This window comes from Marinobacter alkalisoli, from assembly GCF_045449795.1.
Taxonomy (GTDB): domain Bacteria; phylum Pseudomonadota; class Gammaproteobacteria; order Pseudomonadales; family Oleiphilaceae; genus Marinobacter.
Genome location: NZ_JBJJLB010000016.1, coordinates 641,446 through 660,386, shown reverse-complemented (window position 1 = coordinate 660,386; position 18,941 = coordinate 641,446). Strand labels below are relative to the sequence as shown.

The 18,941-nt window shown below is 57.5% G+C and carries 17 protein-coding genes and 2 tRNA genes; 13 read left to right on the top strand and 6 right to left on the bottom strand.

All coding sequences use genetic code 11. The features are described 5' to 3' along the window. The first annotated feature begins 89 nt into the window (after positions 1-89). The 7 genes from pilW to der all read left to right on the top strand — a co-directional run bounded on the left by pilW (position 90) and on the right by der (position 7,627). Positions 90-848: a type IV pilus biogenesis/stability protein PilW gene (gene pilW, locus ACJO3M_RS07535; protein WP_407000932.1), complete on the top strand. Its 759-nt coding sequence runs from the start codon at positions 90-92 to the stop codon at positions 846-848. After that, a complete protein-coding gene (locus ACJO3M_RS07530; protein WP_407000758.1) occupies positions 841-1,797 on the top strand; it encodes a RodZ domain-containing protein in 957 nt (318 codons plus the stop codon). Before pilW ends, ACJO3M_RS07530 begins: the two co-directional genes overlap by 8 nt. 34 nt (positions 1,798-1,831) lie before the next feature. Beyond that, a complete protein-coding gene (gene ispG / locus ACJO3M_RS07525; RefSeq protein WP_407000757.1) occupies positions 1,832-2,950 on the top strand; it encodes a flavodoxin-dependent (E)-4-hydroxy-3-methylbut-2-enyl-diphosphate synthase in 1,119 nt (372 codons plus the stop codon). Positions 2,951-3,020: 70 nt separating this feature from the next. Further along, positions 3,021-4,274, top strand: coding sequence for a histidine--tRNA ligase (gene hisS / locus ACJO3M_RS07520; protein WP_407000931.1), 1,254 nt, complete (start codon positions 3,021-3,023; stop codon positions 4,272-4,274). 47 nt (positions 4,275-4,321) lie between these two features. Next, positions 4,322-4,978, top strand: coding sequence for a YfgM family protein (locus ACJO3M_RS07515; protein ID WP_407000756.1), 657 nt, complete (start codon positions 4,322-4,324; stop codon positions 4,976-4,978). Beyond that, a complete protein-coding gene (gene bamB, locus ACJO3M_RS07510) occupies positions 4,978-6,150 on the top strand; it encodes an outer membrane protein assembly factor BamB (RefSeq protein ID WP_407000755.1) in 1,173 nt (390 codons plus the stop codon). The genes ACJO3M_RS07515 and bamB overlap by 1 nt, the downstream gene beginning before the upstream one ends. Positions 6,151-6,205: 55 nt before the next feature. Continuing rightward, positions 6,206-7,627, top strand: a complete 1,422-nt coding sequence (gene der, locus ACJO3M_RS07505) for a ribosome biogenesis GTPase Der (RefSeq protein ID WP_407000753.1) — start codon at positions 6,206-6,208, stop codon at positions 7,625-7,627. Between the two features lie 15 nt (positions 7,628-7,642). Here the strand turns inward: der and pta are convergent, their stop codons facing one another. The 3 genes from pta to ACJO3M_RS07490 are packed head-to-tail and all read right to left on the bottom strand — an operon-like array spanning position 7,643 to position 13,461. Beyond that, positions 7,643-9,796, bottom strand: a complete 2,154-nt coding sequence (gene pta, locus ACJO3M_RS07500) for a phosphate acetyltransferase (protein ID WP_407000752.1) — start codon at positions 9,794-9,796, stop codon at positions 7,643-7,645. Positions 9,797-9,835: 39 nt separating this feature from the next. Then, complete coding sequence (locus tag ACJO3M_RS07495; protein ID WP_407000750.1) at positions 9,836-11,020, bottom strand: acetate/propionate family kinase; 1,185 nt, start codon at positions 11,018-11,020, stop codon at positions 9,836-9,838. A gap of 23 nt (positions 11,021-11,043) precedes the next feature. Continuing rightward, positions 11,044-13,461 carry a bifunctional diguanylate cyclase/phosphodiesterase gene (locus ACJO3M_RS07490; RefSeq protein WP_407000749.1) on the bottom strand — a complete coding sequence of 806 codons (2,418 nt, stop codon included), beginning with the start codon at positions 13,459-13,461 and terminating at the stop codon, positions 11,044-11,046. A 139-nt stretch (positions 13,462-13,600) separates the two neighbouring features. On the opposite strand from ACJO3M_RS07490, the gene ccoM reads away from it, so the two are divergent. After that, positions 13,601-13,858, top strand: coding sequence for a cytochrome c oxidase subunit CcoM (gene ccoM, locus ACJO3M_RS07485; RefSeq protein ID WP_407000747.1), 258 nt, complete (start codon positions 13,601-13,603; stop codon positions 13,856-13,858). Positions 13,859-13,870: 12 nt separating this feature from the next. Here ccoM and ACJO3M_RS07480 read toward each other — a convergent pair. The 3 genes from ACJO3M_RS07480 to ACJO3M_RS07470 form a co-directional block, all read right to left on the bottom strand. Further along, positions 13,871-13,946, bottom strand: a tRNA-Glu gene (locus tag ACJO3M_RS07480). Between the two features lie 94 nt (positions 13,947-14,040). Continuing rightward, the gene (locus ACJO3M_RS07475) at positions 14,041-14,943 is read right to left on the bottom strand and encodes a TIGR01777 family oxidoreductase (RefSeq protein ID WP_407000746.1); all 903 of its coding nucleotides are present in this window, start codon (positions 14,941-14,943) and stop codon (positions 14,041-14,043) included. A gap of 41 nt (positions 14,944-14,984) precedes the next feature. Next, positions 14,985-15,353 carry a sirohydrochlorin chelatase gene (locus ACJO3M_RS07470; protein WP_407000745.1) on the bottom strand — a complete coding sequence of 123 codons (369 nt, stop codon included), beginning with the start codon at positions 15,351-15,353 and terminating at the stop codon, positions 14,985-14,987. A 102-nt stretch (positions 15,354-15,455) separates the two neighbouring features. On the opposite strand from ACJO3M_RS07470, the gene ACJO3M_RS07465 reads away from it, so the two are divergent. The 5 genes from ACJO3M_RS07465 (at position 15,456) to ACJO3M_RS07445 (ending at position 18,937) form a co-directional block, all read left to right on the top strand. Next, entirely contained in the window at positions 15,456-16,058 is a 603-nt protein-coding gene (locus ACJO3M_RS07465; RefSeq protein ID WP_407000744.1) for a DUF924 family protein, read from the top strand. Positions 16,059-16,228: 170 nt separating this feature from the next. Further along, complete coding sequence (locus ACJO3M_RS07460) at positions 16,229-16,957, top strand: TetR/AcrR family transcriptional regulator (RefSeq protein ID WP_407000743.1); 729 nt, start codon at positions 16,229-16,231, stop codon at positions 16,955-16,957. 150 nt (positions 16,958-17,107) lie between these two features. Next, positions 17,108-17,830 carry a murein L,D-transpeptidase catalytic domain family protein gene (locus ACJO3M_RS07455; RefSeq protein WP_407000742.1) on the top strand — a complete coding sequence of 241 codons (723 nt, stop codon included), beginning with the start codon at positions 17,108-17,110 and terminating at the stop codon, positions 17,828-17,830. A gap of 106 nt (positions 17,831-17,936) precedes the next feature. Continuing rightward, positions 17,937-18,012 (top strand) — tRNA-Gly (locus ACJO3M_RS07450). 130 nt (positions 18,013-18,142) lie between these two features. Then, on the top strand, positions 18,143-18,937 hold the full coding sequence (locus ACJO3M_RS07445; protein ID WP_407000741.1) for an MOSC domain-containing protein: 795 nt from the start codon (positions 18,143-18,145) through the stop codon (positions 18,935-18,937). Positions 18,938-18,941: the final 4 nt, after the last annotated feature.

Here is an 18,941-nt window from a genome sequence, read left to right as displayed (position 1 = left end):
CTGCCGGCACTGAAACCAATTAACAATGTGAGGAATTGATAACCGTGGCATTTAGTCCAGTGAACCGTGTCCGAACCCTGTTGACCGTTATGCTGGTGATGTTTTTTGTCTCAGGTTGCGTCACCGTTTCCGATAGCCGCTTTGCCCGGGAGGAAGATCGCGAGAAAGCGGTTCGCAACTATGTTCAGCTTGCCACTGCGTATATTAGCCAGGGCAATCTGGACCGTTCACAGAAACATCTTGAGCGAGCCCTCGAGCTTTCTCCCGATAATGCCGGCGCACTGTCTGCCATGGGGCTGCTGCACAATACCAATGGTGAGTCCAGGCTGGCTGAGGAATCCTTCCGCAAGGCGCTGTCGAGTGACAGCGACTACACCCGTGGGCGCGTTTATTATGGTGCGTTTCTTTACGGTGAGCGGCGTTTCGAGGAAGCTCGGGACCAGTTCCTCACTGCGTCAAAGGATACCAAGTACGATGATCGCGCCTCAGTTTTCTTTAATCTGGGTATGAGTGAGGAGCGTCTGGATAACAACGATGCTGCGATCAATGCTTACAACCGCTCCGTGGAGCTGTCCAGGGGCGATGCGAAATCCCTGCTGGCATTGTCTCGGACCCTGGTCAAGGACGGGAACTACCCGGCTGCGTCCCGTTATTACGACCGCTTGAGCAGGCTTATGCAGCAGAACCCCAGGTATCGGCATTCTCCGGAGAGTCTGATTACCGGTATCCGGATTGCCCGCCATTTTAATGAGCGGAACCGGGCATCCAGTCTTGCTCTTCAGTTGAAAAATAATTTTCCGGAGTCAGTCGAATACCAACAATACAAGGTGCTGATTTCTAATGAGTAATGAAGAAAGCGCTCAACAGCCTGTCGGTGAATCCGCAGGCAGCCTGCTAAGACGGGGCAGGGAAAAGAAAGGGCTGAGTGTATCGGACGTTGCCGACGCGCAACATCTACGCCCCGCCGTTATCCAGGCCATAGAGGATGGCGATTACCAGCAGATTGACAGCGAATTGTTTCTCAAGGGCTATGTCAGGGCCTATGCGAAACAGGTCGGCCTTGAAGCAGACTCAGTGGTTGCCGTTCTTGACAGGGAACTGGAACCTCTGCGCCTGAAAAAGGCAGAAGCCCTGGAAGCCAATCCCCTGGTGGATATTGAGCGCCGCAGGCGGCAGAAGCGGCGATTTGGAAAGATACTTATTCTTTTGGTGGCTGTTCTGGTGGCCGCCTATCTGGTACTGCGCTTTATTGATGATGGCACCAGCGAGACCGAAGCGCCCCCAGAGCAGGAACAGCAACAGGATTCGGAGCAAGACGCGGGTTCGCTTCAGGAACCTGAACCGGAACCCGCTGTCGATGACAGTGAAGCCCGGGTCAGGACTGACGACGAATTGCCTGCAGAGGATACAGCGGCAGCACCGGCGTCGACGGTTGGAGAAACCACCGACGAAGCGTTCGTTACCGCCGATGAGCCAGAAGCCGCCGACACGGAAATTCCGGTTGCGGCGCCTGCATTGACCGAAAGTGCGCGGACAGAGGATGCCTCTGATGCGGGGCGTCTGCAGATTTCGTTTTCCAGCGATTGCTGGATTGAAGTGACCGATTCCGCCGGGGCAAGGCTGGTCAGCTCCCTTCAGCGGGAAGGCGATCGTGTCGACGTCACCGGTCAGATGCCGCTGAATGTGGTCATCGGTGCAGTGGACGCAGTGGCTGACATCAGCTTTCAGGGCGAACCGGTGGATATGTCTGAATACCGGGTTGTGAACAACCGTGCCCAGTTCACCCTGGAAATCTGATCATTCTGAACACACTTATTTTGGTTAGCATGAGATGAAACAGGAATCTCCGATTAAAAGACGGCAATCCCGCCAGATCATGGTGGGTAATGTGCCGGTTGGCGGTGATGCTCCCATTGCGGTTCAGAGCATGACTAACACCAACACTTGTGACGTGGATGCCACCGTCGGGCAGATCCGGGCATTACAGGATGCCGGCGCGGATATTGTCCGGGTTTCCGTGCCCAGCATGGAGGCGGCTGAAGCGTTCGGTCAGATTCGCTCGCGGGTGTCCCTGCCGCTGGTGGCGGATATTCACTTTGATCACAAAATTGCCCTCCGGGTGGCCGAACTCGGGGTTGATTGCCTACGGATAAATCCCGGCAATATCGGTCGTGAGGACCGTGTGAGTGCGGTTATCAGTGCGGCAAAGGACCGGAATATCCCGATTCGTATCGGCGTCAATGCCGGTTCCCTGGAAAAGGAACTGCAGCGCAAGTACGGCGAACCGACGCCGGATGCGCTGGTGGAATCCGCCATGCGTCATATCGACATCCTGGACCGCCACGATTTTCAGGATTTCAAGGTAAGCCTCAAGGCATCCGAAGTGTTCATGACGGTGGCGGCGTATCGCAAGATCGCTTCCCAGATTGAGCAGCCATTGCACCTGGGTATTACGGAAGCCGGCGGCTTCCGCTCCGGCACGGTAAAATCATCCATCGGCCTGGGCATGCTGTTGATGGACGGCATTGGCGATACCATTCGTGTATCCCTGGCAGCGGATCCGGTTCAGGAAATCAAGGTGGGCTTTGATATTCTCAAAAGCCTGCGACTGCGCAGCCGTGGTATTAACTTCATTGCGTGCCCGAGCTGTTCCCGCCAGAATTTCGACGTCATCCAGACCATGAATGATCTGGAAGTGCGGCTGGAGGATGTGAACACTTCCATGGACGTGGCCATCATCGGTTGCATCGTGAATGGACCCGGTGAAGCAAAAGTGGCGGACATCGGATTGACGGGCGGCAGCCCCAAGAACCTGTTCTACATGGATGGCAAGCCAAACCAGAAGCTGGATAACTCGACCCTGACGGAAGACCTTGAGCGGCTGATCCGTGAAGAGGTGGCTCGTCGCAAGGAACAGGAAGACGCAATTATTGCCCGGTCCGGTGAGTAACCGGCGATCGCCCCATTAAATGATTCAGGATTAAGGGTTTAACTTGGCTAAGATTCAGGCAATTCGCGGGATGAACGATATCCTGCCGGATCAGACCCCCGTTTGGCAGTTTGTTGAAGGCAAGGTTCGTGAGGTTCTTTCCGGGTATGGCTACCAGGAAATCCGTATGCCCATTGTTGAGCAGACGGACCTTTTCAAACGGTCCATCGGAGAAGTGACCGACATCGTTGAAAAGGAAATGTACACCTTCGATGATCGCAATGGCGACAGCCTGACCCTTCGCCCCGAGGGCACGGCGGGTTGCGTGCGGGCGGCGGAAGAGCACGGCCTGCTATTCAACCAGACCCGCCGGCTCTGGTACACCGGTCCGATGTTCCGCCATGAGCGCCCCCAGAAAGGCCGTTACCGCCAGTTCCACCAGATTGGCGTGGAATGCTTCGGCATGAGCGGGCCGGATATTGATGCCGAGCTGCTGATACTGACGGCACGCCTGTGGAAGGAGCTGGGACTGGATGCCCACACCCGCCTGGAGATCAATTCCATTGGCACCTCCGAAGCCCGCCGGGCGTATCGTGAGGCACTGGTCGGCTATCTCTCGGGATACCATGACCGGCTCGATGCTGACAGCCAGCGTCGTCTTGAAAGCAATCCGTTGCGGATTCTGGACAGTAAGAGCCAGGAGACCCAACAGATCCTGCAGGATGCCCCGAAGCTTGATGACTATCTCGATGAGGATTCCCTGGAGCACTTCCGTCGCCTGCGTGAACTGCTTGACGCCGCGGGCATCGATTACACCGTAAACCCGCGCCTGGTTCGTGGCCTGGATTACTACGGCAAGACGGTCTTCGAATGGATTACCGATAGCCTGGGCGCCCAGGGTACGGTGTGTGCCGGTGGCCGCTACGATGGCCTGGTTGAGCAACTGGGCGGCAAGCCAACGGTTGCCGTCGGTTTTGCGATGGGGCTGGAGCGTCTGATCCTGCTGCTGGAAACCCTGGAGCTGATCCCGGATTACGTGAATGCCAATGCCGATGTCTATGTGACCGCGATGGGGGATCAGACTGTCCCCGCAGCGCTGGGGTTGTCTGAAACCCTGAGGGCGGCTCTGCCCGGCAGGGTTGTCGTGACCCACTGCGGCGGCGGCAGCTTCAAAAGCCAGATGAAGAAAGCCGACCGTAGCGGCGCACGTTACGCGGTTATTCTCGGTGACAATGAAATTGAAAGCGGTACCGTTGGCCTGAAGCCTCTTCGCTCCGATGAGGAGCAACAGACGCTGGGGCAAAGCGAACTTGCCGATACACTGGATAAATTGCTGGGTGCCTGATTGGCGCACCCGGACAAACTGATAAAAAGCTGACTACAGGAGTCATCATGGCCGAAATGCGTACCGAGGAAGAACAGGTTCAGGCGATCAAGGACTGGTGGAAGAAGAACGGCAGTTCGCTTCTGATCGGTATCGGTGCAGCGCTGGCGATCGTATTCGGCTGGCAGACCTGGCAGAACCATCAGATGCAGCAGCGAACCGAAGCAGCTAACCAGTTTGCCAACCTGCTGAATGCATACAGCGACCAGTCTGATGAGCAAAGTGATGAAACGGTAGCCTTTGTTGCCAATAATCTTCAGGAAGAGTTTTCCGACAGCGCCTACGCTATTTACGGCATGCTCATTCTCGCTCGTCAGCAGTTGATGGACGAAGGGGATGTCGCCGCTGCGATTGAGTCCCTGGAATGGGCCAAGGGGCAGGTGGAAGAAGACAGCGCGCTGTCATTCGTTATTCGCAACCGTCTGGCGCGGGCTCAGTTTTCAGCAGAGCAGTATGACGAAGCGTTGAGCACACTTGACGGCGCCGGCGACAACGAGACCTTTGCCGCGATTTTTTCCGAGCTCCGTGGCGATATCCTGCTGGCCCAGGGCGACCGTGAAGGTGCCCGTGAAGCCTACCTGGCGGCCAGGGAGCAATCCCGGCAGGGCCGCAGTGGCATTCTGGAACTGAAGCTGTCGGATCTTGGCGTACAGGAGGGTGCCTGATGCCCTGGTTGTCTGACGGGCCATCATTCGTTCGTTTTAGCGCTATTGCTCTGATAGCAGCGCTGTTTGTTGGGTGCAGCACCAAAGAGCCCTTTGAGGAACCCGCGCCGGTGCCCGACATTGAAGGCACTGTGGAGTTGGACCGTGTGTGGACCATGCAGGTGGGTGATGGTCATGATGACCAGTTCCTCTACCTGACGCCGCTGAATACCGGTGATCTTCTGTACGCCGCTTCTGCGGATGGCGAGATGTACGCCGTTGAGGCCGAAAACGGCAAGGTTGCCTGGTACAAGGATCTGCAAGAACAGGTGTTTGCCGGCGTTGGTGGTGACCGCGAACAGCTTTACCTGGTGACTCGCGATGCCAGTCTGATGGCTCTCTCCCGGGAAGACGGAGAGGTGCTCTGGGAATCCGCGCTTCCGAATGAGATCCTGGCCACGCCGCAGTCCAATGGTAATATCGTGGTTGTGCAGACCACGGATGGCAAGGTGCTTGCGTTTGATGCCTCTTCCGGGGAGAAGCGCTGGCAGTACGACAGCGTGGTTCCGGTATTGTCCATGCGGGCGGCTGCTCCGCCGCTTGTGGGGGGCGAACTGGTGCTGGCCGGCTTTGCCAATGGCAAACTGATGGCGCTGTCTGCGGATAACGGGCAGCCAATCTGGCAATACGAGGTTGGCCAACCCCAGGGCCGTACCGAACTGGAGCGTCTGGTGGATGTAACCAGCCAACCGCTGATCCTGGAAAATGCTGCTCTGGTTGTTGGCTATCAGGGTAAACTGGCGCTGGTGAACCTGCGCAACGGTGACGAAATCTGGAGTCGGGAGGCATCAAGCCTGCATTCTCCCATGGTCGGTGCCGGCAATATCTACGTGTCTTCGGCAAACGGGGATATCATTGCCTATCGCGGGTCAGACCGTCGCGAACTGTGGACCCAGGACCGGTTGTCCTGGCGCCAGACCACGCAGCCGGTTGTGTACGACGATTACCTGCTTGTTGGCGACTTTGAGGGGTACATCCATATGATGTCCCTGGAAGACGGTTCCCTGCAGGGCCAGCTGGAATTCGACAGTGACGGACTGCGTGTACCGGCACAACGGCTTCGTAACGGTAACCTGCTGGTGTTTGGAAACAGCGGCAAGATGACCGTTTTTGAACTCAAGGAACGTGATTAAGCGCGTCCTTCCCCGGGCCCATAAGGGCCCGGTCAATCTTTTGTAGCGAAACTATATGATCCCTGTAATTGCCCTTGTCGGCCGCCCCAACGTCGGAAAATCGACTCTATTCAACCAGATGACGCGGTCTCGGGATGCACTGGTTGCGGATTTCCCCGGGCTGACCCGTGATCGGAAATACGGTGAGGGCACTTATGAAGACCAGCGCTTCATCGTTATCGATACGGGTGGTCTGACGGGTGATGAGGAAGGCCTTGATGCGGAAATGGCGCGCCAGTCCCTTCAGGCGGTCGAAGAGGCGGACATTGTACTGTTCCTGGTGGATGGCCGTTCCGGCCTGACCAGTGGCGATGAACTGATTGCCAATCAGCTTCGAAAGTCCGGGAAACAGGCTCATCTGGTCGTCAATAAAACCGACGGTCAGGATCCGGACATCGCCACCGCTGATTTCTACAGTCTCGGGTTCGAGTCCACGTTTCTGATCGCCGCGTCCCACAATCGTGGTATTCGATCCTTGCTGGAATGCCTGCTTCCGTCGGAAGATGAGCGCGAAGAGCAGGATCGTGCCGAGCGTTATCCCGGCATTCGTATTGGTGTGGTCGGTCGTCCGAACGTAGGGAAGTCGACCCTGGTCAACCGCATGCTGGGGGAGGACCGTGTCGTGGTGTTCGACATGCCGGGCACCACGCGGGACAGTGTCTATGTACCCTATGAGCGTCAGGGTAGTCAGTACACGCTGATCGACACGGCGGGGGTTCGCCGTCGCAAGAATGTCCGTGAAGTGGTCGAGAAGTTTTCCATCATCAAGACCCTGCAGGCCATTGATGACGCCCATGTGGTGATTCTGGTGATTGATGCCCGGGAAGGTCTGGTGGATCAGGACCTTCATCTGATCGGCTTTGTGCTGGATGCGGGGCGATCACTGGTGATCGCAGTCAACAAATGGGATGGCATGGACCCGGAAGAGCGCGCCCGCGTGAAGGAACAGGTTCGTCGCCGTCTGGATTTCCTGGATTACGCGGATAAGCATTATATCTCGGCGCTGCACGGTTCCGGTGTTGGCGTGATGTACGAGTCCGTGCAGGCCTGCTACGAATCGGCGATGGCCAAGTGGCCCACCAACCGGCTTACCGCCATCCTTCAGGATGCCGTTGCACAGCATCAGCCGCCGATGGTGCAGGGCCGGCGCATCAAATTGCGATACGCACACCAGGGCGGCTCAAACCCGCCGGTCATCGTGGTACACGGTAACCAGACGGATGCGCTTCCTGGCTCCTACAAGCGGTACCTGGAAAATACCTTCCGCAAGGTTCTGAATGTCACCGGCTCTCCGATCCGCTTTGAGTTCCGCTCCAGTGAGAACCCGTTCGCCGGCAAGGTCGATCGGCTGACGCCGCGCCAGCGGGTCAAGAAAGATAATGACCTCAAGGCTGGCCGGCGTCCGAAGAAACAGCGGATGAAGAGCAAGAAGCGATAAACGCTTGCGGGGCGGTCAGACCAGCCCCGCGTTTTCGACCTGCTTCGCCTGAACCGCGGTGATGGCGATGGTAAAGACGATATCCTCCACCAGCGCGCCCCGCGACAGGTCGTTGACCGGCTTTCTCAGGCCCTGGAGCATGGGCCCGATACTTACCACATTTGCACTGCGCTGCACCGCCTTGTAGGTGGTATTGCCAGTATTGAGATCCGGAAAAATAAAGACCGTGGCACGTCCTGCCACTTCGCTGTCCGGCGCCTTGCTTTTACCCACGCTTTCAATGGCGGCGGCATCATATTGCAGAGGGCCGTCGATCAGCAGGTCCGGGCGACGTTCCCGGGCGATACGCGTGGCTTCCCGCACCTTCTCCACATCCTGACCGCTGCCGGACTCGCCGGTGCTGTAACTGATCATCGCTACTACCGGCTCTATGCCGAACGCTTCCGCCGACTGGGCGCTCTGGATGGCGATATCCGCAAGTTCCTCGGCGTTCGGATCGGGGTTGATGGCACAGTCTCCGTAGACCACCACCTGCTGGGGCAGCAGCATGAAGAAGACGGACGACACGACCTTGGCTGCGTCGTGGGTCTTGATCAGCTGAAGGGCAGGGCGCACGGTGTTGGCGGTGGTATGAACCGCGCCTGACACCAGTCCGTCGGCTTCGTCCATGGCCACCATCATGGTGCCGAGCACCACGTTGTCTTCCAGCATGGCTTCGGCCATATCGGGCGCCAGGCCCTTGTGTTTCCGCAGGCTTACCATGGGTTGAATGTAGTCGCCCCGCACTTTGGCGGGATCGATGATCTCCATGTCGTCCGGCAGGTCCAGCCCCTGGGATTTCGCGACGTTCCCGATTTCGGCAGGGTCGCCAATCAGGGCGCAGTGCGCCAGGCCCCGCTGGTGACAGATGATGGCAGCCTGGACCGTACGGGGTTCATTGCCTTCCGGCAGGACAATGCGTTTTGCCGCGGCTCTTGCTCGCTCGGACAGCAGGTAGCGGAAGGCCGGCGGTGAGAGTCGGCTTTGGCGCTGGACTTTCAGGTGTTGCTGAAGCCAGTCGGTATCCACCTGGGTCGCGACGGCTTCCATGGCGTTTTCGACCCGCTCGGGGTCGTCAATCGGAATGGCTCCCGACAGGTTGGCCAGGCGATGGGCGGTTTCATAGGTGTTGGTTTCTGCGCGCAGCACTGGTAGCCCCGTGTCCAGCGCTCTCCGGCACAGGTCGACCACCCGCTCGTCGGGCATCAGGTCACCGGTCAGCATCAGGCCGGCCAGGGGAACACCGTTAAGCGCCGCCACCGCTGTGGCTACAATGATGTCCTCCCGGTCCCCGGGGGTGACCATCAGGGTGCCGGGCCTCAGGGTGTCCACCATGTTTCTGATGGTGCGTGCACAAACCGAGACCTTCTGAACCCTGCGGGCGTGCATGTGACCCTCGTGCAGCACGGTTACCTGCATTTCCCTGGCGATATCCGACACCCGAACGGCCAGCAGTTCCGGTTGCCAGGGAATACTTGCCAGCAGCCGGAAACGGCCCTCGGCGAATACCTTGCAGTCGGTCTGGAAATTGATGTGGGCATTGGATGCCGCGGAGTTGACCCGTGGCGTAAACTCCGACTTTTCGGGTTCGCCCACCTTGTTCAGTACGATGCCAATCACGTCGGGATCGGAAGGGCTGGCAAACAACCGTGATGAGAAATCCAGCTCTTCGTCCAGTTCTTTGGCCGTGGCATTCTTCGGTGTGCTGACCAGTACGACTTCCGATCCGAGGTTTCGCGCCAACTCCACGTTGAGGCGGGCGATGTAGGCTTCGCTGCGGTCCGGCACCAGACCTTCAATGATGACCACATCAACGGTTTTCGCCACTTTCTGGTACTCGCCAACGATGGTTTCCATCAGCAGGTCGGATTTGCCCTTGTTCAGCAATTGCTGCGCTTCCTTCAGGCTCATCGGGGGCGGTGGCTCGAGTGCGCTGCGGGCGCGAACGAAAGCGACGGAGGCGTCCTTGCCATCATTATGCTGGGACTCGCCCTGGTGAACCGACTGGCTGAAAGGCTTGTAGAATCCGACACTGACTCCGACCCGCTCCAGAGCCCTGAGCAGCCCCAGGCAGACGGACGTCAGGCCGGAATCCATAGACGTTGGTGCGATAAACAGGTTTTTGGCCATAGAAGTATCCTTACAGGTGTTGCATGTTCAGCTTTGGCGTTAAGGGTGACTGGCGTCCAGGGCTTCCCGGGCAATGACCAGCTCTTCGTTGGTGGGGATGACCATCACCCTGAATCGACTGTCGGCCTGGTCAATTCGGCCGCCGGTGTGCTTTCCGTGCTGCCGGTTGGATGACAGGTCAAGGGAGAAGCCGGTCAACCGGAGGTGACCGAGGGTCTTTTCCCGGACAAGCGCGCTGTTTTCGCCAATGCCGCCAGTGAACACCAGGGCATCAAGCTGAGTCAGGGATGCCATCATGGCGCCGATATAGCGGGCCAGACGGAAACAGAATACCTCAATGGCAAGGGCTGAAGGCTCGTGACCGTCTTCGGCCTGCTCGCTGAGGGATCTCATGTCGTTGGTTTTCCCGGACAGTCCGAGCAACCCGCTGTCGTTGTTGAGAATCCGGTGTACTTCTTCCGCGTTGATTCCCTTGCCCTTGAGGAAATCGAACAGCCCGGGATCAATATCGCCGCTGCGGGTGCCCATCACCAGGCCTTCCAGGGGCGTAAGGCCCATGCTGGTATCCACGCTGACCCCGTCACGGATGGCCGTTATGCTGCAGCCGTTGCCGAGGTGGGCGGAGATGACAGATATCTGGTCAGGAGCCTTCTCCAACAGGCGGGCCGCCTCGTTCGCCATGAACTGGTGGCTGGTGCCATGGAAACCATAGCGGCGAACGCCCCAATCCTGGTAAAACCGATAGGGTAGCGCATAGAGATAGGCGTGCTTCGGTAGCGTCTGATGGAAGGCGGTGTCAAAGACCGCTACCTGAGGTACCTCCGGGAACAGATCCCTGGTCGCTTCTATGCCGGTGAGATTGACCGGATTGTGCAGCGGTGCGAGGCTGGCGCAGTCCTCAATGGCCTGAAGGACATCGTCGGTTATCAGCGCCGCCTGGCGAAAGGTTTCTCCCCCGTGGACCACCCGATGGCCAATGGCCACCGGCGCGGCGGTGAGCAGGCCCTGATCTCTGAATGCCGTTACCACCGCACGTAGGGCGTCACGGTGGTTGCAGCCGCTTTGTAGCGGGATGTCCATTGACGGCGAAGGCATGCTGGCGAAAGCATCTTCTTTCCCGAGCCTCTCGGCGAGCGCGGAGGCGAGCTTGTTGAAGCTGGTGTCAAACAGGGCCGCTTTCAGGGACGAGCTGCCACAATTGATAACGAGTAGGGTGTCTTCCATGGATGAATCCGTTCAGTTGAATGTCAGGGCTGGACACGATGATTGGTACGTAACCACTTTTCAAATTCTTCCTCTGGCATCGGCCGGCTGTAGAAGTACCCCTGGGAGTAGTCGCATCCTTCCTGTTGCAGGAAGTGGGTCTGTGCTTCGTCTTCAACGCCTTCGGCAATGACTGTCAGGCCCAGGCTGTGGGCCATGTTGATAATGGCTTTGACCAGCGAGGCGTCGTCCTGTTCGGTCATGACATCCTGAACGAACGACTTGTCGATTTTAAGGGTATCGAACGGGTAACTCTTCAGGTAACTCAACGCCGAATAGCCGGTGCCAAAATCGTCCACGGAAAGCCGTATGCCTGCGGTGTCGAGCTGTCTCAGGATATCCGCGGTTTCGATGGTGTTATCGAGAATCAGTCGCTCGGTGATTTCAAGTTCCAGTGTACTGGCTTCCAGGCCGCTGGTCTCCAACGCCTTCATGACGGCGGCGGTGAAGCCCTGGTCCCGGAACTGGCGGGGGGACACGTTCACCGAGACACCCACTTTGGTGCCAGTGATTTCACGCCATTTCATTGCCTGTTGGCAAGCCTCCTGAAGCACCCACTCACCGATGGGGGTGATCAAGCCAGTCTCTTCCGCCAGGGGGATGAAGCGGTCCGGCATGACCATGCCCATACTGGGATTGTTCCAGCGAATCAGCGCCTCGGCGGAGCACAGTGCGCCGGTGTCGGTACGGACAATAGGCTGGAAATAGAGTTCGAATTCGTTCTGCTCCAGCGCCCGGCGCATTCTCGATTCCATTTGCAGCCGTTCATGGGAGACTTCCTTCATTTCCGGTGCAAAGTGGGCATAGGAGCTCTTGCCCATGTGTTTGGCCTGGTACATGGCGGCATCGGCATGCTGCAGCAGGGTTCCGCTGTTGTCGGAGTCGGTCGGGAAGATGGCGATGCCGATGCTGGTGGTGACGAACACTTCCTGATTGTTGAGCAAGTACGGCGGCTTGAAAGTTTTCAGGATTCGTTCGGCGACCTGGGAGGTTGCCTTGGCGCCGGTCAGCCCCGGCAGGATCACCAGGAATTCATCACCACCAAGGCGTGCAACGGTGCTGGTGCCACGAAGACAGCTTGATACCCTGCGTGCCGCTTCGATCAGCAGGTTATCACCGGCATCGTGCCCCAGGGTGTCATTGATGTGCTTGAAGTTGTCCAGGTCGAGGAACATCACGCCGACCAGGGAGTTTTCCCGCCTGGCTTGTGCCAGGGCGAGTTTCAGGCGATCCAGCGCCAGCATCCGGTTTGGCAGTCCGGTGAGAATGTCATAGTTGGCCTGCCGGAGCAGTTGTTGCTCGTACCGTTTGCGAATGCTGATATCTTCGCCGAGGATCAGGTAACCGGTTGCCTGGCCGTCGGAATTCTTGATGGGGGTGACAATCAATTGCTCCCAGAATCGCTCCCCGTTACGGCGTACGCTGTTGACCTCGCCCTGCCAGACACCCACCCGCTGGACTTGCAGGCGAATGGATTGCCACAGGTGCTTGGTTTCACGGTGCTCCATGGCGTTTTCGGACAGTGCGCCCGGGTGTTTGCCAATAATCGCGTTGGCGCTGTAGCCGGTTAGTTGGGTGAACTTCTGGTTGGCGAATTCTATCCGCCATTGGCGGTCGCAGATCAGGACCGAAGACGGGCTCTGTTCAATGGCTTTGGAAAATTTCCGAATTTCCGCCGCATCCCGTTCCTGGCGGGCGACATCGTCATTCAGCCGGTCCCGCATCTGATTGATGGCATCGGTGACCTGGGCCAGCTCATCCTGTCGGTTCAATGGGGAGTCTGGTCGGTCCAGCTTCAGCGGTTTGGCCAGGTTGGTCAGGGAGATCTGCCGGGCATAGTTGGCCATGGTGGATAAGTGGCGGGCCACGAAGTGCTGAAAAATCAAAATGATCAGAATGGATACCAGGAATGTCTTGAAAAACTCGGTGACCAGGATCATGCCCGCTTTTCGCTTCATTTCCTCGTAAACCCGGTCCAGGTCTGCCGTAACGGTCAGTTCGCCGAGCTTGAATATCTCGTCGCCATGGTGAATGAGATCGAAGCTGTGGGATTTGGTCTGTGCGTCACGGGCGACCTGGCCCATTACCAGTTCCGAGTCGGGCTCGATGCGAAGCCGCAGGTGCGCGATGTCGGGAAGGCTGAGTATTCCTTCCATCTGGGTCTGGAGTAGCTTCTGGTCCAGCGCCCACAGGCTTCGGGCAAGGCTGGAGGCGTAACCGGTTTCCACCACACGCATGCGGTTGTCAATCTGGCGAAGGTCTTTGTGGTAATCGGAATAAAGCTGTATGGCGGATGCGATAAGGGTGAAAACGGAACTGAACAGCAGTATCCAGGCAAGTAACCGGAAAGACAGGGGAGATCCCGTTCGGAAGCGTCGCACACGCGTCGACAGTTTTTGCATGTCGTTACTTCAGCCACCCTGACCAGTTATTCGTGAAATGGACAGTTCGTTACCTTCAGGACTATAGCAGCAGTTTCTTTCAAGTGCTTCGCAAATAAAGAAAAAACGGAAGAATTGTGGTTGGGTTCCGGCTTTCGGAATGAATAAAGGGAGTTCGCTGTTTGATGCAGGTCAATACCGCTGCCGGGCGTTCGGCGTAATCTGGGACTGGTTAAATGAAATCGCCGATGGAGGTCGGATTATGTATGTGGACGCGGTAGTGATGGCTGGAATTGTGACCGTCTTTCTGATGGTGCTGTTTTTTGTCGGTGTTGGGATCTTCGTGATGAAGGATTCCAGGGACCATAAGGAAAGGAGGCACGGGGAAGAATCTCACCAGCCTGGGAAGGTGGTGTAGTGTCAGAAAAAATGGCGTCCCCTAGGGGGTTCGAACCCCTGTTGCCGCCGTGAAAGGGCGGAGTCCTAGGCCACTAGACGAAGGGGACGCATCGTTCTTACTGACTTGCCTCGTCGAGGTGGCGCGTATATTAAGTAAGGCTTTATTCGCTGTCAAACAGTTTTTTGAAAAAAATTCGATTGTTAGCGAACGCAGCTTTCCAGTGCCGATGTCAGGTCTGGGTAGGTAAACCGGAAATCCTGCTGTAACAGGCGTTGCGGAACGGCCTGCTGGCCTGTCAGTAAAAGTCGTGACATTTCGCCGAGTGCGATCTTTAACACTGGCGCCGGCGCCGGAAAGATCGCAGGCCTGTTGAGAACGCTGGCCAGGCAGCGTGTGAACTCACGGTTAGTGACCGGGTTTGGACTGACCACATTGTAGGGACCAGTGGCATTCTCGGATTCCAGCATGAAGATCAGCGCTGAAACGACATCGTCGCGGTGAACCCAGGGCATGTACTGGTTGCCACTGCCCAGGCGTCCGCCAAGGCCAAGGCGGAAGGGTAACAGCATGCGCTGGAGGAACCCGCCATCCGGGCCGGCGACAACGCCGGTTCGTGACAGGCACACCCGAATCCCATCACTCTTGAGCTGGTTTGCTTCCGCTTCCCAGTCCCTGCAGAGTCGATGGGTGAATTCGTCGTTGGGGGCTGTGTCTTCAGTGACCCGGGCGGAGTCCTGATTACCGTAGAACCCAACTGCAGATCCCGATACCAGCACCTTTGGCCGGGCACTCCAGGTTCTGATCACCGACACCAGTTGGCGGGTGAGGGCAATACGGCTGTCCCTGAGCTGCTGTTTGCGCTGGTTGTTCCAGCGTTTGTCGGCAATGCCTTCCCCGGCGAGATTAATCACGCCGTCGAATCCCGGGTGGTCCACCAGCAGGTCAAGATCCGACACCGCCTCGACCCGGCCACAGGCTGCAAGGACGTCCGCTTCACTCTGGCGGCTGAGCACTGTCAGGCTGTAGCCTTTGGCAATCAGTTTCGGGCATAGCACCTGGCCGATGAATCCGGTGCCTCCGGTTATTAGAATCCGATGGTTCATTTGAACGTCCCCTCTGGCCAGTCCGTGCTTTCCGGGTGATGCTATTGTGCCAGTTCCTGCTCAACAACGTCGCGAATGGCTGCGCCAAGCAGGGGATTCTCCCCGATGGGCGGTGCAAGGTCGATGGAGATGCCATGAGCTTCCTCAAGCGAGCGGATCATGGCTGGTACATCCTTGCGAAGATGTCTTCCGGCAGCCAGGAACAGCGGCACCACGGTAAAGGTTCGGACGCCCTCTTCGACACCTTGCTCGACGATAAGCTCCAGGGATGGCGTGGCCAGTTCCATATAGGCGATCCGCGAGCCCGCTACCGAGTTGACGGTGGGCGCGGCCAGTTGTTCGAATGTCTCGCACCAACGCTTGTCGCTGCTGCCGTGGGCGAGAAGAATAATACGGTGTCCTTCGGGCATGATCTCTCCTGTTAAGAATGCTGGCCTGCATCTTATGAATTGTAGCAGGATAGGTGATGTTCCGACCCTTTGGCCTGACCATAACTGACGGTGTAGCCCTTTATGTTCGATTGGAAAGACATTCTGGATTTCTGGTTTGGTGAACTTGATGAAGACGGGCTGCCGGACAGCTTTCATCGCAACCGCTGGTTTCGCTCGGACCGCAGGTTTGACCAGGAAATTCGTTACCGCTTTTTATCCCTTGTGCTGTTCGCATCCGAGAGTGGCCTTGTCCACTGGCGTAAGCAGGCGGGCGGTGCGTTGGCGGAGATTGTGTTGCTGGACCAGTTTTCGCGGAACATCTACCGGGGAAACGCCCTGGCATTCGAGCATGACAAGGTGGCCAGAGCACTGACCCGTCAGGCCATGGATCATGGTCAGGACATGATGCTGCCCGCCGTGCAGCGGGCTTTCCTGTACATGCCCCTGCAGCATTCCGAGCGCCTGGAAGACCAGAACCTGTCGGTGGAATGCTATGAGCAGCTGGCGGCCTCCGCCGATGGCATTCTGGGGGATTTCATGGGGAGCTTTGTTGAGGCAGCCCATGATCATCGCGATATTATCTGTAAATTCGGCCGCTTTCCCCACCGCAACGCGGTACTGAAACGCTCATCCACGCCCGAAGAAGTAACCTACCTGGAGCAGGGGCGCCGCTTCGGTCAGTAACCGCAGATACTGTCGTCAATGGGGGCGGAGTGTAAAAGTGCCGATTCCGTCAACGTTTGTCCCGCCTGTTTTCGTCATGATTTACAAAAAGTAACAATGACTCCGGGTGATGCCCGGCCATGCGACCGGTTCCGCGCCGGCCGTCAGGATGACGAAGCAGGATGGCAACCATGGGACGCGTGCAGGCATTGAATCTATGGCATTCAAAGGAGCTTCCCGAGGATCGCTCCTTCCGGGAATCCATTCACTACAGCGGCCGCAAAACCGTCAGGGCCAAAAGCGAAAATCGACGTGTACAGATTCTCGAGGCCACGTTGCGTATCGCCGCCAGGGACGGCCTGCGGGGAATCAAGCATCGCGCTGTTGCACGCGAAGCGAAAGTGCCCCTGGCCGCAACAACCTACTACTTCCGCGACATCAATGAGCTGATCAGCGATTCGTTCATGCTGTTTGCGGAAAAAGCCCGGGAAGACCTCGGCAGATTCTATGACACCATTAACCTGGTGCTGGACAATGTTCCGCCAGACAGTCTCCATCGCGGAGGTAGCGGGCGTCGTGAATTGGCGTCAAGGTTGACCGCTATTACCGCAGCTTACCTTACCGAACAGTTTTCCGATCGTCGTGAGCAGGTGCTGGCCGAGCAGGTGTTCCTGATGGAATCGTTGCGGGATGAGCGGCTTGCGGATCTGGCGCGCAGTTACCGCAGCGCCTGGGTGGCGGGCCTGGAGCAGATTCTTCAAAGGCTGGATTCACCGACTCCGGCAAGGGACGCATCGCTACTGGTTAATGTGGTGCTTGGCCTTGGCTACGATACCCTGTTGAACCGGAGAGTGGCTGAACAGGAAGTGCTTGAGGCGTCGGTGCATAGGGTCGTGTGCCTGATATTGGCGGTCCATTAGCTGATAGTGCTTCTCTGTGGTGTTTTGTATAAATATTGTACATTATGACGGACATCCCGATTTTCCCTGTTAGAATGCCCGACACTTGGGCTCAGGCGCGGGTTTTTACCCGCTTTGCTATTTGTTGAGCTGATCTGACAGGGTTATCGAATGCTGAAAAATCGAAGGGCGGGCCGTTTCGGTCTGGTGCTGGCTACGGTGCTGTTTCTCCCCGCGCAGGGTGCTGCGGCATCTTTTGACAATTCCCTCCTGACACGACTTTCCAGTGTTGCTCCGAAACTGAGTGCGGAGGTTTTGCAGCGGGCATTGCAGGCTTCTTCATGCGCGGTGTCGAACGGTGTTGAAATGCCGGAGCGGCTTGCGGTGATCGATTTCTCACTGCCGTCGAGTGAAGAGCGCCTCTGGATTTTTGATCTGGACAGCGGAGAACTCCTGCTCAAGGATCTGGTTGCCCATGGCAAGAATTCGGGAAGTCTGGAGTCCACGGCTTTCTCCAATATTGAAGGGAGTCACCAGTCCAGTATTGGCCTGTTCAGGGCCAGTGAATCCTATCGCGGAAAGCATGGATACTCCTTGCGGCTGGACGGGCTGGAGCCCGGCATCAATGATCTGGCGCGACAGCGCGCCATCGTGATCCATGGCGCGGACTATGTGAATGACAGCTGGGTCCGTGATTACGGCCGGATCGGGCGTAGCCATGGCTGTCCCGCCGTGGATCAGCAGGTGATTCAGAAGGTAGTGGATAACCTGAAGGGCGGGCAACTGGTATTCAAGTATTACCCGGATCAGAACTGGCTGCAGTCGTCGGGGTATCTGAATTGCGAAAGCGGCCAGATTGCGAGCACTTCAGGGCAGGGGCAGGATAATACCTGATCAGTCCGCGCGGGCAGGGCCAAAAAACTTGCCAAAAAGTGGTTGACGCCCGCGAACGAATCCGTAGAATACGCCTCCGTTGTCGGCATCAAGCCAGCAACCACAAGCGGGAATAGCTCAGTTGGTAGAGCACAACCTTGCCAAGGTTGGGGTCGCGAGTTCGAATCTCGTTTCCCGCTCCAGATTCCGGAAACCCGGCCCTTAAAACGGCCGGGTTTCTTCGTTTTCAGGCACTGCGTTTCAACGTTTCCCGGCTTAACTCGGTTATACTCTTCGCCCAATCTTTCAGTATTTATGGCTGCGGGAGGCATTGTGCGAATCCATTCCCTGTATATCTATCCGGTCAAGTCCCTTGCCGGTATTCCGGTCAGTTCTTTTGATATGGACGACTTCGGCCCAGCGAACGATCGTCGCTGGATGATTGTTGATTCCGAACGGCGATTCGTGACACAGCGTGACTACCCGATGCTGGCGCGGATACATACATCGCTTGAAGGGGATTGTGTTAGGGTGAGCATCCCGGGTGAGGGCGAGTACCTGCTGCAGGCTGGTGAGGACGAGGCCCGGGTGCTGGTGTGGCGCGACTGGGTGAAGGCGGTTTACGGGGCGCCAGAAGTCTCAGATGCGTTAAGCCGTTTCTGTGGCGAGGATTTCCGTTTTGTCTACATGCCGGATGCCTCTTTTCGCAGGGTTGATGCCGGGCGGGTAACCGAGGAGCGAAGAGTAAGCTTCGCCGATGGCTTTCCGTTCCTGATCACCAATCTCGCTTCGCTGGGTGAGCTGAACGGCCGGCTCGACAGACCGGTGGAGATGCGTCGGTTCCGCCCTAATATCGTGGTTGAGGGAGGAGAGCCCTGGAGCGAGGATGCTTGGCGTCAGTTGCTGATCGGCGAGCAGGCATTCAGTGTGGTCAAGCCCTGTTCCCGGTGTGTCATGACGACCGTCGACCCGGATGCCGGCACGAAAGCAGCGGACCTTCAGCCTTTGCGAACCCTCGGGCGATATCGCCGCACCGCCGACGGCGTCATTTTCGGCATGAATGCAATTCACGAGTCGCCTGGCACCATCCGTGTCGGCGACCCGGTCATCAACAGAATTACGGAGTAATAAC